The organism is Halohasta sp. A2, assembly GCF_056175805.1.
This window is the reverse complement of the sequence record NZ_JAQFWV010000004.1, coordinates 74,515-92,873: the sequence shown is the minus strand read 5'-3', so window position 1 is coordinate 92,873 and position 18,359 is coordinate 74,515. Positions and strand designations below refer to the sequence as shown.

19 protein-coding genes are annotated in these 18,359 nt (G+C 60.6%); 9 read left to right on the top strand and 10 right to left on the bottom strand.

Annotated elements, in window-relative coordinates:
• Positions 1-405: 405 nt before the first annotated feature.
• Positions 406-987, bottom strand: a complete 582-nt coding sequence (locus O2S87_RS02720; RefSeq protein WP_475407265.1) for a hypothetical protein — start codon at positions 985-987, stop codon at positions 406-408.
• 118 nt (positions 988-1,105) lie between these two features.
• The gene (locus O2S87_RS02715; protein ID WP_475407264.1) at positions 1,106-2,305 is read right to left on the bottom strand and encodes a carboxylate--amine ligase; all 1,200 of its coding nucleotides are present in this window, start codon (positions 2,303-2,305) and stop codon (positions 1,106-1,108) included.
• A 226-nt stretch (positions 2,306-2,531) separates the two neighbouring features.
• On the opposite strand from O2S87_RS02715, the gene pdxS reads away from it, so the two are divergent.
• A complete protein-coding gene (gene pdxS, locus O2S87_RS02710; protein ID WP_475407263.1) occupies positions 2,532-3,440 on the top strand; it encodes a pyridoxal 5'-phosphate synthase lyase subunit PdxS in 909 nt (302 codons plus the stop codon).
• A 22-nt stretch (positions 3,441-3,462) separates the two neighbouring features.
• Here the strand turns inward: pdxS and O2S87_RS02705 are convergent, their stop codons facing one another.
• The 4 genes from O2S87_RS02705 to O2S87_RS02690 all read right to left on the bottom strand — a co-directional run bounded on the left by O2S87_RS02705 (position 3,463) and on the right by O2S87_RS02690 (position 5,542).
• Positions 3,463-4,338, bottom strand: a complete 876-nt coding sequence (locus O2S87_RS02705; RefSeq protein ID WP_475407262.1) for a homoserine kinase — start codon at positions 4,336-4,338, stop codon at positions 3,463-3,465.
• Between the two features lie 102 nt (positions 4,339-4,440).
• Entirely contained in the window at positions 4,441-4,695 is a 255-nt protein-coding gene (locus O2S87_RS02700) for a DUF8006 family protein (RefSeq protein WP_475407261.1), read from the bottom strand.
• 93 nt (positions 4,696-4,788) lie between these two features.
• Positions 4,789-5,010 (bottom strand): DUF7996 family protein, encoded by a 222-nt coding sequence (locus O2S87_RS02695; protein WP_475407260.1) that lies wholly within the window; start codon positions 5,008-5,010, stop codon positions 4,789-4,791.
• A gap of 25 nt (positions 5,011-5,035) precedes the next feature.
• Positions 5,036-5,542 (bottom strand): cation:proton antiporter regulatory subunit, encoded by a 507-nt coding sequence (locus O2S87_RS02690; protein WP_475407259.1) that lies wholly within the window; start codon positions 5,540-5,542, stop codon positions 5,036-5,038.
• A 135-nt stretch (positions 5,543-5,677) separates the two neighbouring features.
• Between O2S87_RS02690 and O2S87_RS02685 the strand changes: the two genes are divergently transcribed.
• The 4 genes from O2S87_RS02685 (at position 5,678) to O2S87_RS02670 (ending at position 9,905) form a co-directional block, all read left to right on the top strand.
• Complete coding sequence (locus O2S87_RS02685) at positions 5,678-6,883, top strand: cation:proton antiporter (protein WP_475407258.1); 1,206 nt, start codon at positions 5,678-5,680, stop codon at positions 6,881-6,883.
• Between the two features lie 3 nt (positions 6,884-6,886).
• Entirely contained in the window at positions 6,887-8,134 is a 1,248-nt protein-coding gene (locus O2S87_RS02680; protein ID WP_475407257.1) for a TIGR00341 family protein, read from the top strand.
• A 98-nt stretch (positions 8,135-8,232) separates the two neighbouring features.
• On the top strand, positions 8,233-9,807 hold the full coding sequence (locus O2S87_RS02675; protein WP_475407268.1) for a sensor histidine kinase: 1,575 nt from the start codon (positions 8,233-8,235) through the stop codon (positions 9,805-9,807).
• Complete coding sequence (locus O2S87_RS02670) at positions 9,723-9,905, top strand: ATP-binding protein (RefSeq protein ID WP_475407267.1); 183 nt, start codon at positions 9,723-9,725, stop codon at positions 9,903-9,905. Before O2S87_RS02675 ends, O2S87_RS02670 begins: the two co-directional genes overlap by 85 nt.
• 46 nt (positions 9,906-9,951) lie before the next feature.
• On the opposite strand, the gene O2S87_RS02665 is transcribed toward O2S87_RS02670, so the two are convergent.
• On the bottom strand, positions 9,952-10,917 hold the full coding sequence (locus O2S87_RS02665; protein WP_475407256.1) for a nucleotidyltransferase family protein: 966 nt from the start codon (positions 10,915-10,917) through the stop codon (positions 9,952-9,954).
• Positions 10,918-11,128: 211 nt separating this feature from the next.
• Between O2S87_RS02665 and glmM the strand changes: the two genes are divergently transcribed.
• The gene (gene glmM, locus O2S87_RS02660) at positions 11,129-12,451 is read left to right on the top strand and encodes a phosphoglucosamine mutase (protein WP_475407266.1); all 1,323 of its coding nucleotides are present in this window, start codon (positions 11,129-11,131) and stop codon (positions 12,449-12,451) included.
• Positions 12,452-12,458: 7 nt separating this feature from the next.
• On the opposite strand, the gene glmU is transcribed toward glmM, so the two are convergent.
• Positions 12,459-13,658 carry a bifunctional sugar-1-phosphate nucleotidylyltransferase/acetyltransferase gene (gene glmU / locus O2S87_RS02655; protein ID WP_475407255.1) on the bottom strand — a complete coding sequence of 400 codons (1,200 nt, stop codon included), beginning with the start codon at positions 13,656-13,658 and terminating at the stop codon, positions 12,459-12,461.
• Between the two features lie 389 nt (positions 13,659-14,047).
• Here glmU and O2S87_RS02650 point away from each other — a divergent pair, with 389 nt between their 5' ends.
• Positions 14,048-14,467 (top strand): VOC family protein, encoded by a 420-nt coding sequence (locus O2S87_RS02650; RefSeq protein ID WP_475407254.1) that lies wholly within the window; start codon positions 14,048-14,050, stop codon positions 14,465-14,467.
• Positions 14,468-14,494: 27 nt separating this feature from the next.
• Here O2S87_RS02650 and O2S87_RS02645 read toward each other — a convergent pair whose 3' ends face one another.
• Positions 14,495-15,367: an MBL fold metallo-hydrolase gene (locus tag O2S87_RS02645; RefSeq protein WP_475407253.1), complete on the bottom strand. Its 873-nt coding sequence runs from the start codon at positions 15,365-15,367 to the stop codon at positions 14,495-14,497.
• A 24-nt stretch (positions 15,368-15,391) separates the two neighbouring features.
• Positions 15,392-16,885 (bottom strand): ATP-binding protein, encoded by a 1,494-nt coding sequence (locus tag O2S87_RS02640; RefSeq protein WP_475407252.1) that lies wholly within the window; start codon positions 16,883-16,885, stop codon positions 15,392-15,394.
• A 301-nt stretch (positions 16,886-17,186) separates the two neighbouring features.
• Here O2S87_RS02640 and mobA point away from each other — a divergent pair, with 301 nt between their 5' ends.
• On the top strand, positions 17,187-17,840 hold the full coding sequence (gene mobA, locus O2S87_RS02635) for a molybdenum cofactor guanylyltransferase (RefSeq protein ID WP_475407251.1): 654 nt from the start codon (positions 17,187-17,189) through the stop codon (positions 17,838-17,840).
• 55 nt (positions 17,841-17,895) lie between these two features.
• On the top strand, positions 17,896-18,351 hold the full coding sequence (locus O2S87_RS02630) for a DUF2240 family protein (RefSeq protein ID WP_475407250.1): 456 nt from the start codon (positions 17,896-17,898) through the stop codon (positions 18,349-18,351).
• Positions 18,352-18,359 lie beyond the last annotated feature (8 nt).

Here is an 18,359-nt window from a genome sequence, read left to right as displayed (position 1 = left end):
TGTTGCTGATCTTGATCGTATCGGATAAAATTGAACGTCACGGGTGAATCCTTACGCTGTACAGGATTTTCTGCTAGATAAGGTCTACGTCATGTGAGTTCTCTGCCGATATTTCTTGGACAGGCTCTACAGGCCCAAATATAGAAAACGGAGACAGTGGAGAGTAGTGACCCAACCATCGTATCCGCTTTGTGAAGGTTCTGATCGATGAACTCACGGACATCGCTTTCTTCGGCAATTTTCGGATCAATTCCTCCCTGTTGACAGTGTTGCATCCACTGCCGAAGGCATGATCGCCGGGTCTGGAGTGTCGTAGACTTCCCACTCCCCTTGAGAAACGCGCAGTACTTTTCGTGGAGATCCCGACAAGCTCCTGTGAGCTCCTCCGAAGTGACATCCGCCCTGTTATTGCTGGACATAATACACGTTATGTGGAGATCCGTCGGCGATGACGGTCGTACTCTTGACACGGCTCATCTGCTGTTCAAGCAGTGCCAGCGCGCGGGTAACGTCGTATTCTGAGTTTTCAACTTCTTGTGCAAGTCGCCACGGTTGGCCTTCCCATGCACCAGATTCCATCGGTGATTTTTCGGATAAGTCTTCAGGGGAAGCGATTCGAGGTAGCTCATCGTGGAGTTTACTCGCTAAGTCCATCAACTCGGTGTTCTGTTGAGCGTCGGTGGCGAGGCTGATTCGCTCGATTCGCTGGTTCACGCCGCGAAGCTCTTCCTTCACTTCTGCGAGTTCATCTTCAAGACCGCTTATATCGATATCGACCGATTGGGAACCTCCGTGAGGGATATCTTCTGTGATAGGGTCTTTGTATCCGATCCGTCTCAATTCGTTTTCGACGGAATCGCGGATTAACTGCGTCATTGACTCATAACGTCCTGTCTCTTCGATGGCCTCCTCCCACTCGGACTTGATCTGAGGCTGGACCGCGATATTGATCTGATCTCTCCCGTTCCGGGGCATGTGGATATCCATGGAGAGTCGATTAATAAATGTTTATAGAATATTTCTATAATTTCACCAAACATGCGCCAGATGTTCGGCCGCGAGTAGCGAACTACCGACTGCGGTTTTTTTACTGTCGACTGCTGCGTCAGGAGCGTTGTTTCGTTCTGATAACGTGTCGGAGTCCACGGACAAACGGCAGCGGATCGTCGAGCCTGACGTTGTCGAAATGCGGCATCTCGTAGCACGACCGAGCAACCGCCCGGAGCTCGTCGAGAAACGACGGTTTGTCGACCAGCGGCGACTCCTCCCGGAGAATGCTCAGGAGGTAACCCAATTCGCCGTATAGGAGGTGGCTTCCGAAGCCGACCTCGTAGTGGTGGTCGATCAGTTCGGGGGTTCCTTGCGACAAGAGCCAGTAGTAGTGCGGGAAGTCGGCGCCTGCCTGGACCGCACAGGGCAACGATTGCCACATCCGTGGGTTAATCTCGGTGAGGACGAACTCGCCGGTGTCGGCGTCTTCCATATACTCGATACAGGCCAACCCGTGGTAGTCGAGACTGTCTAGAAGGGTTCGGCCCGCGGTTTCGAGTTCGGGAATCGAGACCGTTTCGCGATAAACACCGCCGCCGCCGGTGTACGAGTCGCCGCGGATCTGGCGGTGTTGGAACGTCGCCAGCGGCTCGCCGTGGTCGTAGAGCGCGCCGAAGACGTACTCGTCGGCGCTCCGAATGTACTCTTGAACGATCGGTACGTGTTTCATCTCCGTGATGATTGCGTCGGTGTCGGGACGCTCACCTGGATCGAGGTGGGTGATCGTTTTGACCGTCTCGGACTCGGCGTTGCTGTAGGCCATCAGGTACGAATCCGTCAGGAGGTTGTAGCGCGATTTGATAATGAGTTCGCAATCCCAGTCGTCGACGTCGGTCAGCAGTCTGGTTTCGGGGACGGCAACGCTGGCCGCCTCGGCCGCAGTGGCGAGTCGCATCCGGTCGTGGACGGTTCCAAGCAGTTCGGTGCCGGGCGTCGGGAGGTCGACGTAGTGGTTAAACTCCTCGGCGTACCTGGCGAACAGATAGGGGTCGTGTGGACGAATCGGAACGATCGTCTTCACGTCCGGGCGAGCCGCAATGCCGACCAGTGCGTCCTTGTAGGCCAGCAAGTCCTCGTAGGCCGACGGAATCAGGTGACGCTCGTCACAGAACCGAGAGGCGGCCGCAGGCACGTCGGTGTGTTCGGAGGCGACGATCGTGTTGATGCCCTGTCGAGCCAGCGATCGGACACACGAGTAGCTACTCGAATCGAATCCCGTTGGGATTAGCACCGATGGCTCCTGTGGGCGTCTCATACCCAGTGTACCGTTCTGAATAGGTATTAGTAAGAAGTAGTTAGCCGTACTGGCCAGTTACAGATTCAGTAACTGATCCCTACTACTACATCTGGTAGATATGGTTAATATATATGTGTTGTATACGTGCCACTTTTCTCGATGAGAGGCCGGGAATTCGGTCGACCAAGGCGTCGAGAGGCGTCCGAAGAACACGCGTTAAGTGTGCTCACACCCAATGTAAGGTATGTCGGACCCGACTGACCTCGAGACGCTTCGGCGCGGCACCGAACTGGTCAAACGCGGCTTCGCACAGATGCAGAAAGGTGGCGTCATTATGGATGTCGTCACGCGTAAGCAAGCACGGATCGCCGAGGACTGCGGGGCGGTCGCGGTGATGGCGCTCGAAGCCGTCCCAGCGGACATCCGCAAACGCGGCGGCGTCGCACGGATGCCCGATCCCGCGAACGTCACCGAGATCATCGACGAGGTCTCGATTCCCGTCATGGGCAAAGCCCGCATCGGACACCACACCGAGGCCCAGATTCTCGAAGCCCTGGGCGTAGATATGATCGACGAGTCGGAAGTGCTCACGCCTGCCGACGACGAGTACCACATCGACAAACGCGAGTTCACCTCGCCGTTTGTCTGTGGCGCGCGCAATCTCCCCGAAGCGCTGCGGCGCATCCACGAGGGTGCAGCGATGATCCGCACGAAGGGCGAAGCCGGCACTGGCGACGTCAACCAGGCGGTAAAACACCAGCGAACGATGATGAACCAGATCCGCACGCTCGAAGGCCTCGACTTCGAGGAACGCGAAAAGTGGGCTCGCGAACACGGTGCACCCCGCGAACTCGTTCACGAGACCGCTGAGATGGGTCGACTCCCCGTCGTCAACTTCGCGGCAGGCGGAATCGCGACGCCGGCGGATGCTGCGCTGATGATGCACCACCAGTGTGACGGGATCTTCGTCGGCTCAGGAATCTTCGGTGCCGAGGAGCCCGAACAGATGGGCAACGCCATCGTCGACGCTGTCTCGAACTGGGACGACCCCGAGCGCCTCGCCGAGATCGCAACCACCGCCGGTGGTGGCATGAAAGGACAGGCTAATGACACGATTCCGGAAGAAGAGCGGCTCCAGGGCCGCGGCGTCTGAGCGGTAGTAGGTAGTTCCTAATTCAAAACAGCGTCGCGCCCCGACTCACTCGCGTCTGGTAGGCTCGTGCTTCGATTCCTTCTGCTGCAAACGCATCGAGCATCGCAGTCGCGACAGCTCGACGCTGAGTTTCCTGACAGACTGCGAGCATCGAGGGGCCGGCTCCACTGACGGTGACGCCGACCGCGCCGGCCTCGCGGGCCGCCGCTTCGACCTCCTCGTAGCCCGTAATGAGCTTCGCACGGGCGGGCGTGACGAGCGGATCGGCCATGCCGCGGCCGACGAGTTCGGGATCGGACTGACACATCCCCATCGTGAGCGTGGCGGCGTTGCCGACGGTTTCGACTAGTTGCTCCATACTCGCGGTTTCGGGGACGACGCCGCGGGCATCCCGCGTCGACACGGCAATCTCGGGGAGACAGGCGACCAGTGGTATGTCAGCGTCGACCGAGTGGACGCCCTGTGCGGTCGCAATCGTAAAGCCGCCGAGAATCGACGGCGCGACGTTGTCTGCGTGGGCAGCTCCCGAGACGACCGCCTCGCCTTCGGCGGCGATCGGGACGAGTTCCTCGCGCGTGAGGCCACGGTCGTACAGTTCGTTGAGCGCGACCGCCGCGCCCGCCGCGCTCGCGGCCGACGAGCCGAGCCCCGACGAGGGCCGAACCCCTTTGTCGATCTCGATGCGTGCGGGCGCGTCGAGCGCGTCGACCACCGCACCGACCGTGTTCCGCTCCGGGTCGGTCGGGATATACTGGCTGCCGACGCCCGTGATTTCGAGCGATGTGCGCTCGGCGCGTTCGACGCGGATCACGTCGGCGGGCCGATCGAGCGCGACACCGAACACGTCGAACCCGCTGCCGAGATTGGCGCTCGTCGCTGGCGCTCGAACCGTAATCATGCGGCTGGGTTATCGCAGTTGTATAAAAAAGATAGCGAACCCGACCGGCGCGTGCCATATGGCTGGCGCGGTCGATCGACAGCGGTCAGTGTCGACACGCGATTACTCCTTGGCGGTGACGTACACCAGTGGGCCGACGATCATCAGTGTGAGCCCCAAAAACAGGTAGGCGGTCGAGTTCAGCATCGATACGGGCGTCATAATAAATATCACACCGAAGAGGATCGTGTTCAGGCCGATCAGTTGCTGGGATTTGAGCGGCAGTGCCCCAACGGTCGTCAGAACGAACCCTAGCAGTAGGACCTGCCCGATGTCGTAGTTCAACAGGAACTGGTCGACGAGCTGTAGCGGCAGCATTCTTATTCGTAGGTCGCAGTGAAACGCGCATTAAACTTCCGTTATTCGGCTGGCCACCCTGCCGCCGAGCTACGATCTCAGCCCAGCGGCAAGCTACTGTGGCCCACTAATATCCAGCGGCCGAATCCAACCGTACCAGAGAACGAACACCATACCGCCGTACCCCATCACGAAGACGATTGCGCCGACCGTGTCTAATCCGAGCGTTCCAAGCCACCAGCGGGCAACCCCCGAGCCGGCGATACCGACGAACAACACGATCGCCAGCAGAATGGTGTCCGAACGCACGAATTCGCGGAAGTTCGTCTCAGCCATACCCATACTTGGAGTGCCAGCCGTGTCAATCGCTCGGTTCGTCGGTGACGGTCGACGAGAGCATCGCTTCGAGGGCAGCCTGTTCGTCGCTTCGGCCGATTGTCACGAGTATGTCGTCGGCTTCGAGCCTGAACGTCGGCGATGGGCTGGGATAGGCGTCCGGCCCCCGTTCGACCGCGATAACGGTGACGCCGGTTTCGTCCCTGATCTCGCTTTCTTTGAGCGTTTTGCCCACGAGCGGCGAGCTCCCGTCGAGCGTGTACCACTCGATGACGGTATCGCCGCCGATCATCGTCGAACTCATATCGATCTCGCTGGGCTGGAAGTGGACGTCTTCGAGAATCGAGCCGATCGCCTTGGCCTCGTCCTCGCTGAGTTCGATAATGCGGTCGGCGTCCGCGTCCTCGTCTTCTTTTTTAAATATCTCGTGTTTGCCGGTGTTGTGGACGACCACGACGAGTGCCGACCCGTCGTGAACCGGGAGTTCGAACCGTTTTCCGACCCCAGGGAGGTCCGTCTCGTAAATATCCATACCGAATACTGTACCGAGCGAGTCATAAGTATTCATCCGGTCGACGGTGAGAACCAGCCGAAACGGTCGAAAAACGATCGACCGCGATTCGCACACGCTTATACGGGCGGAACTCTCAGACTCGGATACTGTTACATGGCTTCGGGTACCCTCCTGTTAGAAGTAGGCGTGATGATCAGCGTCGCCGCGCTGTGCGGCGTTGTTGCCAATCGGATCGGGCTGTCGGTGATCCCGTTTTACATCATCGCCGGGATGGTATCTAGTCCGTTCGTCATCGGTCGACTCGGCCTACCCGCGATCCAGGAAACCGAGTTCATCGAGATCGGTGCGGAACTCGGCATCGTCTTTCTGCTCTTTTTTTTGGGCTTGGAATTCAATCTCGACCGCCTGCTCGACAACCTCGATCGGATCGCTAAAGTCGGGCTGATCGATCTGGCCGTCAACTTCCCGGTCGGCTTCGCGCTCGGCTACTACTTTTTCGGAGAGCTGGTCGCCGCACTGCTGATGGCGGGCATCATCTACATCTCCTCGAGCGCGATCATCACGAAATCACTGATCGACCTGGGCTGGATCGCCAACGAGGAGTCGGACCCGATGCTCGGTACACTCGTCTTCGAGGATCTGTTTATCGCGGTGTATCTCGCGGTCGTCTCGGCGATTGTGATCGGCGGTGGTGACCTCAGCCAGGCAACCCGGTCAGTAGGGATTGCCATCGCGTTTATCATCGGGCTATTGGTGCTCGTTCAGTACGGTTCCGACATGTTTGAACGACTGTTGCGAACGGATTCCCGCGAGTACTTTCTCCTTCGGGCGGTCGGCCTCACCGTACTCGTCGCGGGTGCGGCGCTTGCGGTCGGCGTGAGCGAGGCGGTCGCGGCCTTCTTCATCGGCATGGCGTTCAGTTCGACCAGCCACGTTCACGAACTGGAGACACTACTCGAACCGGTCAGAGATCTGTTTGCGGCGGTGTTCTTCTTCTGGATCGGGCTCATCACCGACCCACTCGTGTTCGGCGGCGTGCTCGGGATACTGGCCGTCGCAGTCGTTGTGACGACGCCGAGCAAACTGATCAGTGGCTACTGGAGCGGCCAGAGCTATGGGCTCAGCCACACGCGGTCGGTTCGGGTCGGTGCCGGAATGGTGACTCGCGGGGAGTTCTCGCTCATTATCGCGACGATCGCCGCCGCGGGAACCGGCACGGTGTTCACCCAAACGATTCCTGCGTTCGCAGTCGGCTACGTGCTCTCGATGAGCATTCTCGGAACCGTTCTTATGCAGTATTCGGAGGTTCTCGAAAGGCTCATGCCGAACCGACACAGCCAGCCCACGGCCGCCGACTGACCTATGCGCCTAATCCAGACACTCATTCCGGAGGGGAAACGACAGACGGTGGTCGACGTTCTCGACCGCGAGGAGATCGAGTACGCCATGGCCGAGGAGACCTCGGACTCCTCGTACAGCGACATCGTCTACATTCCTGCCGAGTCCGACGATGTCGAGTCGATCATTGAGAACCTCCGGGCGGTTGGCGTTGAGCGCGACGGCTACATGGTGATCAGCGACGTCGAGACCATCGTCTCCGAGCAGTTCGAGCAGCAGGAGTCCGAAAACGAGACGCCCGAGGACGTCCGGATCTCACGGGATGAACTCCGGACCAAGGCGCGGGGTCTCTCACGGAGCACACCGAACTTTCTGGCGCTGACGGTGATCAGCGCGGTCGTCGCCACCGCGGGCCTGCTACAGAACAGCGCGGCGGTCGTCGTCGGCTCGATGGTAATCGCCCCGCTGATCGGCCCTGCGATGGCCTCCTGTGTCGGCACCGTCATCAACGACGACGAACTGTTCTGGGACGGCATTCGCTCGCAGGCCGTCGGTCTCGTCGTCGCTATCCTCAGCGGCACGGTCGCGGCGGCCGTCTACCGGCTGGCGCTCGCGCCGGATCTCGATCTACTACTGATCGCCCAGATCGCCGAACGCGCCCATCCCGGCCTGCTCGCGCTGGCAGTCGCACTCGGAGCCGGCACCGCTGGCGCGCTGGCGTTGACCTCGGGGGCCGACGAGGCGCTGGTCGGTGTGATGATCGCCGTCGCGCTCATTCCCCTGGCAGCCTCGGTCGGCCTCGGCATCGCCTACGCCGACTCCCGGCTCGCCATCGGGGCGGGCGTGCTCGTCCTCGTCAATCTGCTGTCGATCAACGTCGCCGGGATCGTCGCGATCTGGCTCAAACGCTACACCCCGACCCACTGGTACGACGCCAGACAGGCCCGGCATGTCGCCCTCAGTCGACTCGTCGCCTTCGGCCTCACCGTGCTCGTTCTCACGTCGTTTCTGGCGGCGAGTTCGCTCGATGCCCGTGACAACATGGCGTTCGAGACCGCGGTCGAAGCGGTTGCCGAAGAGACCACCGACGAGCTGCTGGCCGTCGACGTCGAATACCGCGCCGAACTGATCTCCCAGGAGCCGAGTCGGGTGACGATCCACGCCGCTGGCGACTCGCCGCCGGACGCCAGTGTGATCCACGAACGGATCCGCGAGCGGACGGGCGTCGACGTGCCGGTCACCGTCGTCACCCAGCAGGCCGACATGGCGTGAGGGATCGTGGGCGATGGATATCTCCCAACGGGTAGAATCATGTCTGATAATCGAAAATCAGAGATTAAATAACAGTTCGTAATAGGTGCACATACTGAATAGTTTCCGACGCTCTCCTTCATATTCTCCACTTCGGTGGTCACGCGGCCACCGCAGTCGAAACCGGTGTGCTCGCCTACTGGGTGGTTACCGCCACCGACCTCTCGTCAAAACGGTGGTTCGGCCTCTGGATGGGGAACTTCTCGGTGTGGTCGGTGCTGTCGGCAGTGTCGGTCACCGTGACACACCAGCCAACTGCCTATCTACTGTTCGTGTTGTGGGCGTTCGTGGGGCTGTCAGCCATTTATTTCACCTATCTGTTCGCTACGGCCTACTCCGGGCGGAACCCCGTGACGAATCGGTTATGTCGGGTCGCGACCGTCATCTACGCCGCCTTGGCGCTCCTCGTTTTTACGGGGCCATTTCACGGCCTCTACTGGCGGTCGGTCGACTTTCCGACCGCGCCGTTTCCGCGGTTCACCGTCGAGTACGGCCCAGGGTGGCTGCTGGCGGTCGTGTTCAGCTTCGGTGCGCTCGGAACGCTGGTCTACTACTTCGCAGAGCTGTTCTTCAGGTCACGGCGTCAACAACGGCGTCTCGTCGTCGTTCTCATGGTTGGTGGCGTCCTCGGGCTCGTTCCTGTCGCGCTCTCGCACGCTGATCTCCTGTTGGTGCCGACCTACGAGTACTACGCATTCACTGGCTCTACCCACGCGCTCGCTGTCGGGTATTCGACGCTCCGGTTCGGCGAGGGAACGCTCTCAGCCGTCGCCCGTGACGAGACTCTCGATTATCTCGTCGACCCCTACATTGCGCTCGATACCCGGTTTCGGATCGTCGACTTCAACACGGCAACCACAGACCTCGTCGAAACACTGACCGCAGACCAACTGGGTGACCCACTTGCAACCGTATTTCCCGAGCTTGCGTCGGTGATCATCACGCCGACAGGGGTTGTTGTTCCCGACGAACCAGTGACGATCGTGATAGCGGGCCGCCAGCGTCACTACTCGGTGGCTGTCTCGCGGATTACCGACTGGAACACCGAACGGGGGTACGCGGTCGTGCTGAATGATGTCAGCGAGTTGGAGAGCTCTCGACACCGAATTCAACAGCAGAACGACCAACTCGATGCGTTCGTCGGGACGGTGAGCCACGATCTTCGAAACCCGCTTTCGGTGATGGCTGGACGGATCGCGTTGGCCAAGCGAGAGTGTGAAAGCGATCAGCTGGACCACATCGAGGAGGCTCACCGCCGGATGCGAACCCTGATCGACGATCTACTGATGCTCGCCCGCGAGGGCCAGGCCGTCGGCGAGTACGAATCGGTCGACATAGCGGAGCTCACCGAACGCTGCTGGCATACCGTAGACACGAAATCAGCGACCCTCAGGACCGAGACCGACCAGACGATTCTCGCCGATCCGAGCCGACTACGACAGCTGTTCGAAAACCTGATTCGCAACGCCGTCGACCACGCAGGGTCCGAGGTTACCGTCACAGTGGGCGAACTCGAAACGGGCTTTTTCTCGAAGACGACGGACCGGGGATCCCGGAAGCCGACCGCGAAACCGTTTTCGAGACCGGCTACACCACGAGCGAGGATGGCACCGGGTTCGGTCTCGCGATCGTGACACAGGTCGTCGAAGGCCACGGCTGGAAGATCACTGTCACCGAGAGCTCGTCTGAGGGTGCACGGTTCGAGATCACCGGCGTCGAAAACACAGAATAGCGGGTTACTGCAATGGTAGGAACTTCCTACTTCTGGTAGCGTACCCTTACTCGTCGCTGAGCTGGCTGTACGCACCGATCAGACTCGCCGAAAGGTCGATCCCGTCGATACTCGCCTTCTCGTCGAAGACAGTCTCGACGAGTTCGGCGTTCTCGACGGTAGCGTCGGGGAAGACAAGCGAGTCAGTGAGTGTCGAATCCGTGACGGTTGCCCCGGACATGACGTGCGTCGACCCGTTTAGCTCGCTGTTTTCGACCGTTGCGTCGTCGGCAACCAGCGGCTCGCCACTGAGGTTCCAGTCGACAGCGTCGAGATACGCGGCGGCCTCGCCGATATCGAACCAGATGTCGTCGAACGTGAAGGCGTACACCGACTGGCGGTTCTGGAGCCACTGGAGGAACCAGCCCGGCTCGTCGGGGTTCTGATCGTCCGCGAGATAGGTATCGAACTGCGGTAGCACATCGGCCGGGAAGGCGTAGCACGCGATCGAGGCGAGCGTGGTCTTGGGCTCGTCGGGCTTTTCTTGGAAGTCGACGACTTCCTCGCCATCGAGTTCGACGAGACCGTAAGATTTGGCGCGCTCGCGGTCGCCGACGTCGTAGGCTGCCAACACAGGCGACTCTTTTTCCTCGAAGAAGCTGACGAAGTCGGCGATATCGAAGCCGACCATGTTGTCGCCAGCGATGATGAGCAGATCGTCTTCGAGTCCCTCGCGGTCGATCAGTTGGGCGAGCGCGCCGACGACGCCGAACTTCTCGTCCTCGTCGCTCGTGTCTTCGACCGAGAGCTCGGGTTTCTCGTAGCCCTGTTCGTCGACGTAGCTGGCGAAATCGGCGGCAAACGCCTCGTTCGTACTTATATATACGTCGGAAATATCTTCTTCGTTTTCGAGTTGTTCGAGCGTTTTGTCGATCACTGTCGTGTCGCCGACCGGTAGCAGCATCTTCGGTCGGTTCCGTGTAATCGGCCACATTCGGGTCGCATAGCCTCCGGCAAGAACAATTGCGTCCATACCATGCCAACCTGTCTCTGTGACCTTATACTCTTTCCTTGCGGTGATAGAAAACGGTCTCTACGGCCAGTGTATGGCCTCGTTACTATTCACCAAACAGTGAATACAAATATCGACATACCGCTTACAGTATCTCTGTACGTGGCTGATACGGTCGCGCAGGCCACGTAGCTGTCGAGTAACTAATGTGGGTGGCCGTGACATGAGTGGTATGTTCGGAACAAGTGGGGTCCGCGGCCCCGTCGGCGAGACAGTGACCGCGGAGCTCGCGCTCTCGATTGGACGAGCGGTGGCCACCGACGGTGCCTCGACGGTCCTCATCGGCCGTGACGCCCGCGACAGCGGTCGGTTTCTGGCCGATGCGGTCGCGGCTGGACTGGCCGAGTGCGGAACCGACGTGATTGATCTCGGTCGGGTTGCGACACCGACACTGGCACGGAGCATCAGCCGTCTCGGTGCTGATGCTGGTGTCGTCATCACCGCTTCACACAACCCCGCCCCCGACAACGGAATCAAGCTCTGGACACCTTCGGGACAGGCATTCGATACCGACCGCCGCGACCGTATCACCGAAATCGTCGACGAAGAGGCCTACGCGTTCGCCTCGTGGGACGAATCAGGCGACCGTCGTGCGGATTCGACCGCCACCGCATCCCACGAGGCGGCCCTCGTCGACGCGGTCGACTCCGATGGCATTGCTGGTCTCGAGATCGTGGTCGACGTCGGCAACGGCGTCGGCGGCGTCACCGCCTCGGCGCTCGGCTCGCTGGGCGCCCACGTCACGACACTCAACGCTCAGCCCGACGGCTCGTTTCCGGGACGACCCAGCGAACCCACGGCTGAAACGCTGACCGCGCTCTGTGCACAGGTCGGTTCGACCGATGCGGATCTCGGCATCGCCCACGACGGCGACGCCGACCGGATGCTGGCGGTCGACGAAACTGGAACGTTCGTTCCGAAAGACGTACTGCTCGCCCTGTTCGCCCAGCGTGCGGTCCGCGAGGCCGGTGGTGTCGTCGCGGTTCCGGTCGACACCAGCCTCTGTGTCGACGATGCGGTTGAAGCCGCTGGAGGCGAGTTGGTTCGGACTAAGGTTGGCGATGTGTTCGTCGCGGAGGCCGCAGCAGACCCAGCGGCCGTGTTCGGTGGTGAGCCCTCGGGGGCGTGGATCTGGCCCGACGAGACGCTGTGTCCGGATGGCCCGCTGGCAGCGTGTAAACTCGCTGCCCTCGTCGGTAGTCAGGGCCTACTGTCCACACGGATCGACGAGATCGAGCGCTACCCACTGTATCGAGAGAACATCACGGTCGACGACAAACAGGCCGTCATCGATCGCGTGGCTGACCACGTCCGGGCGGAGTTCGAGCACGTCGACACGACCGACGGTGTTCGGGTCGAAAGCGACGACGGCTGGTTCCTCGTTCGCGCCAGCGGCACACAGCCATTGATTCGGGTCACCGCCGAGGCCCGAAGCGAGGCTGCGGCCAACCGACTCTGCGAAAAAGCCGTCGAACGGGTGCGTTCGCTGCAGTAGTCAGCGCCTACTCCCAGCGATCACGCATGAGAACCTCGCCCGGCGCTGTCTTCGCCGATGCACCGAGCACGACGCCCGCATTCAGGCCGGTGTTGATTCCAGTTTTGGCGTCTTCGCCCACGATAACGCCGAACTTCCGCCGGTCGGTAGAAACGCGCTCGCCTTTGACGGTCTGTCTGACCGGCTCGCCGTCGTGTCTGAGGTTCGCCACGTTCGTGCCAGCTCCGAAGTTGACCCGCTGGCCCAGGATACTGTCGCCGACGTACGAGAGGTGGCCGACGGTGGCGTCGGCCATCAGAATGCTGTTTTTGATCTCGACACTGTGGCCGACTTTGGCACCTGGGCCGAGATACGTCGACCCACGGACGTAGGCGTTCGGCCCGACGGTCGCACCCTCGCTTATGTAAACGGGACCTTCGATCGTCACGCCGGATTTGACGGTTGCACCCGCTTCGATGACGACACTGTCACTGAGATCTGATCGTTCGCTGCAGTCGCCATCACACCGGCTCGACAGGGTTTCGAGTAACCACTCGTTAGCCGCCAGCAGCTCCCAGGGTCGACCGACATCCAGCCACCGGTCGAACGGAACCGCCGTCACCGAAACCCGGTTGCAGACCGCTTCGACCACATCAGTCAGCTCCAACTCGCCGCGTTCGGACTGCTCGACTTCAAGCAGGTCAATGGCGGCCGCCGGAAAGACGTACGCCCCGGTGTTGATCAGGTTCGACGCCGGGTTCGCCGGCTTTTCGACGACACCGGTGATCCGGCTGTCGTCCTGTTCACTCAGTTGAAGTACGCCGTAGGCACTGGGATTGTCGACCCGATAGGAGCCGACGGCGGGGCCGTTGCTGTACAACGTGTCGAGCGACTCCTGATCGTAGAGCGAGTCTCCGTTAAGCACGACAAACGGCTCGTCGACGAGCAGTGGCGCGGCTGCACTGACCGCGTCTGCCGTTCCCCGCTGGGTGGCTTGGACCGCATATTCGATGTCGACGCCGTGGTGCTGGCTGCCGAAGTGGTCTTGGACGCGGTTGGACTCGTAGCCGACGACGACGATCAGCCGGCTGGCTCCCGCCTCGACCGCCCGATCGAGTGTGTGTTCGAGCAGCGGTTTGCCCGCCACCGGCAACATCGGCTTCGGTTGGGAGGCCGTCAGCGGGCGCATTCGTGTACCCTCTCCCGCCGCAAGCACGACTGTTTGCATACTCAGAGGTGTTCGAGAAGACGCAAAGCGGTTCTGGTTGGGCGACTGCCTCACTGCCATCCCGCCCTAGTCGGTCTCATACGGAACGTTGATTGCCGATACGGCCTCCTGAACGAGACCGCCCGTCTCAAAGACATAGTTCGTCGACGGCCGATCAGACCTTTTGTTAGACGGCCAGTAGTCAGTGTAATCGACCGACGGTACTGCACATACTACTGGTTGTGCTTTGTGAACGGTCCCAGAGATGACCAACACCATCGCCCTCCTGACCTAGACGGTCGAGACCCCCAACCAACCACCGGTATGCAGTGGTTACTGCGAGAGGGACTGGAGCATCTCTTAGGCATTCGATTCGATACGCTTTGGTTGCTAGCCGGAGCACCTAAGATATGGCTGACGTACAGACACACCACGTTGGACTCACTGTCAGCGATCTCGACCGTTCGGTCGACTTTTACAGAACGGTCTTCGGACTCTCGGTCAGCGCTAGATTCGAGGTTGCTGGCGAGGCATTCGAGACGGCCGTCGGCGTTGAGGGAGCGAACGCACGCTTTGCCCACCTCGATGGCGGCGAGATCCGAATCGAACTCGTCGAGTATGACCCACAGATCGAAGGCGTCTCAGAGCCACAGCTCAACGCGACCGGAACGACGCACATTGGTTTCGACGTCGATTCACTCGATGACCTGTACGCTGAACTGTCGTCGACTGTCGAGACGGTGAGTCGGCCCCAGACCACTGACACCGGGACTCGGATCTGCTTCGTGCGGGATCCGGACGGGAACCTCGTCGAGATTCTCGAACAGTAGAAAGAGGCTACTGAGAGTAGGCGTTTCCTACCGGTGGCGCGGTGGCTCCGTATCGAGCCGTGTGACGCCGCTCGCGGTGAGTCGGTAGCGTTCGCCGTCGACCGCCAGTGGTTCGTCGAAAGCTTCGTCCGCGGGATAAAAATGGGCCGTGTGGACCACCCGTGTCATCCCTGCATCGAGCGCTTCCGCCATCGAGAGTGCGCCTTCACGGGTCATATGTTTGGTGCCGAACGTCCGTGGAATCCCCCCGGCGTCGTGGTCTTTGCCACCGATTGGATGATACTCACACAGCGAGGCGGGAACGATACCGTCGACTAAAAACAGATCCGGGTCGGCGAGTCGCTTTCGGGACTCGGTCGGAACGTCGTAGCTGGTGTCGCCCGACAGCGAGAGTTTCGCGCCCGTCTCGGGATCTTCGACAACCAGCCCATAACACAGTAGCGGCGGGTGGTCGACCGGAACGAGCGTGAGTTCGAGCCCACAGACTTCGACTGATTCGAACGGCGTGACGTCGTGGACCGATACCGTGTCGAGATAATGGTACTTTTCACGGATGGTTTCGGCGACCGACTCGCCAGTTGCGGGGTCGACCTCGTTTGCGGCGTACACCGGTAGCGAATCGAACACCCGGTAGGCATTTCCTAACCCGTCGATGTGGTCGAAATGGATGTGGGAGATAACCGCCGCATCCGGGAGGTCGACGCCTGCGTCGAGAAACTGGTGGCGAAAGTCCGGGCTCAAATCAATGAGTATCGATTCGTCGGTGCGTTCGTTTTCGATGTGGACCGAAAACCGGCTCCGTTCGATGCCCTGCTCTCGGGCGCGCTGACAGGTTTCACACTCACAGCCGACTGTCGGGGTACCCGTCGTATCGCCCGTCCCTAATAGCGTGACTAGCATCGTCGTTGCCGTGGGTGGCTCATCTCAGTGGGCCTGGTCCTGTGGCTTGGCGTCGACGGTTTGTTCGTCACCTTTCGAGGCTGCATCGCCGGTCGATTCCTCGTGGCCGTTGCGGCCGTCATGATTGTGATCGTGGTCATGCTCGTGATCATGTTCATGATCGTGACCGCTCCCACTGCCGGTGAGTGTCGCTCCGTCGCCGTCGATCATATCCATGTTCTTGAGATTGTCTCGCTCTTCGAAGTCCGCGACCGCATCGAGCAGGTCGGCTTGGGTCAGCGTCATCCGTTCTTCGGTCAGCGCTTCGAGAACCGCCTCGCGGAGCACCATCCGGAGGTCGCTGCCGGTCAGCCCCTCGGTCTGGCTGGCGACTTCGTCAGGATCGAAGTCGGCGATCTCCATCCGTCGGGTGACGACTTCCAGAATGTCCGCGCGCATTCCGCGGTCGGGTTTCGGGAAGTTGACGATCTCGTCGAACCGCCGCCAGGCCGCCGCGTCGAGCTGGTCTGGATGGTTGGTCGCGCCGATCAAAAGGACTTCGTCGCGGATCAGCGAGATGTCGTCGATCGACTTCAGCAGGGTGTTGACTGCGCGTTTGAGCGCGGCGTGTTCGTCCGACCGGCGGGTTTTGGCAACCGAGTCGAACTCGTCGATAAAGAGGATACACGGCGACAGGCGCTTTGCGACCTCGAACGTCTTTTCGACATTTTTCGCTGTTTCGCCGAGATACTGGCTCGTAATCATCGAAAGCTTGACCTCGACGAACGGCAAGCCGAGTTCGTGCGCCAACGCGCGTGAGATAGTCGTTTTGCCAGTTCCAGGTGGGCCGACGAACAGCAGTTTACCGATCTCTCTGAGTCCGATCGAAGCGAGATACTCGCGGTGTTCGATCGCCTTGACGATCTTGAGGATCTCGCCTTCCTGATCGCCGGTCAACACGAGATCGTCGAGCTGCATCTCGATTTCTTCCGGTGCGCGGACAGAGACGAGATCGAGCATCTCGGCGTCGTCATCATCGTCGAAGTACTGCGACAGGAGCGCATCGATCCACACACGGTCGGCCTGAATCGGTCGGTTGTTCTCGCGAGCCTCCTCGTAGCTCACATCGACCGACGGTTTGTCTTCGACAGCCGACACGATTGTCGGATTCGTGCTGATTCGCTCGGCGTCAGCCCGGTCGAGATACCACTCGATCGCCATCTCGGGCTGGGTCAGCGTGGTCTCGCCGGAGAACTCGTCCTGCTGGGTGAACAGCAGACTGGAGACGGCTTCCCAGGGCCGGTCGACGCCCGTCGCGGTGCGAATCACCGACTCGGTGGCTCGCAACGGCCGCTCGATACCACCTGGCGGCTGTGGCTCGGCTGTCACGGTCTGTTCGGTCTCGTCGGACGAACGGTTCTCGGTCCAAAACACCTGTCTGAACCGAGGCGGAAGATCGTTTTCGTCCAACGACCGCGTTTCGTTGTACAGATGGGTCGTCAGAACGAATTCGACCACGTCCAAAGCCGGGTCACTCATCCCACACAGATTAGCACCAGGGTCGCTTAAGACCGTCGAAGCCCCGAAGCTGTCGACGCGTGTCACCACCGCACACGAGTTGATGTCGGGAACCTGCATCGTGTTCCGCAGCACCACACTCTTCGAATTGGTATCCAGTTCCTTGTAAACGAAATTTCAACATAGATGATTAGTAGTAGGCTGAATAGAGAACAGAAACAATGTTTTTAACACAGTTAGTATACGTATGGTCATACAGGTACCAACAGTGTCTTTGGGACTCGCATGAACGATTCACCGTTCCGACACCGCCCTGCTGCCAATGGATGACAACTCAGCCACCACAGACCCCATCTCGCACCACCGAACCATCGACACGGGCCGCGCGGGCATCGTGCTCGCCGGCGGTCAGTCGACACGGTTTCCGACCGTCGACAAGGCGCTTGCGCCACTCGATGACAAGCCACTGCTGTGGCACGTCGTGAGTTCGCTCGCGCCAGCGGTCGACGAACTCGTCGTCAACTGCCGGCGCGACCAGCGCGAGGCGTTCGCTGCAGCGCTTGAGGAGTTCGCAGTCCGGTTCGCGGTCGATCCGGTTCCCGACCGAGGGCCACTGGTTGGTCTCCGAACGGCGCTTGCCGAGACGACGTCGACGTATGCGGCCGTGGTCGCCTGTGACATGCCGTCAGTTCCGGCGGCCTTTCTCGATTTTCTCTTCTCCCGGGCGCGAACCCGGACCGGTGCTGTCGCCCGGTTCGACGGCCAAATCCAGCCGTTGCCAGCGGTTGTCCACGTTCGCGCGGCCAGGGCTGCCTGCCGCGAAGCCGAGGCAACAGGGGTAGACCGACTCGACGCGTTCGTCTCGCGGCTTGACCCGCTGGTCGTCGACGAACGCGTCGTCGACGCCCACGTCGGACCGACGGTGTTCGACAACATCAACACGCACGCCGATCTCGCGGCCGTTCGTGATCGGTAGTCTGTCTCGGGACGAACGTCGGAAGCTTTAGTTCCCTGTCGACGATTTTCTCGGTATGAGTCTCCAGATCGCCGTCGCCGTTCCCTTCCGCCAGCAGGGAACTCGATCGCTGGGTGAAGGCGAGTTCGTCGTCGCGCTCTCGCTCGACCGCGAATGGTTCTCGCCCGACCAAGCCAAACGGTTGATCGACGTCGCGGTCGGTCGCGGACTGCTTTCGACCGACGACCCCGACGGCGACCTCCGGCCGACGTTCGATGTCGACGCCGTTGAAATCCCCGAGGGGTTCACCCCGAGCACCGACATTCTGCGCGAGCAGTCGACGTTCGAACAGCTGTTGGCGCTGATGGAGGCCGGTGGGTTGTCCAAACAGGAGGCAGTGGCCTCGACCAACGACACCCAGCGCCGACTCGGAGTAACGCTCGAAACGGCCGCCGTGCTCGTCGCCCGACGCAACGGCGTCGACTGTACGGGTGTCGTCGAGACGGTCCGTGCGGAACTCGAAGGCGATTAACGCGCGGC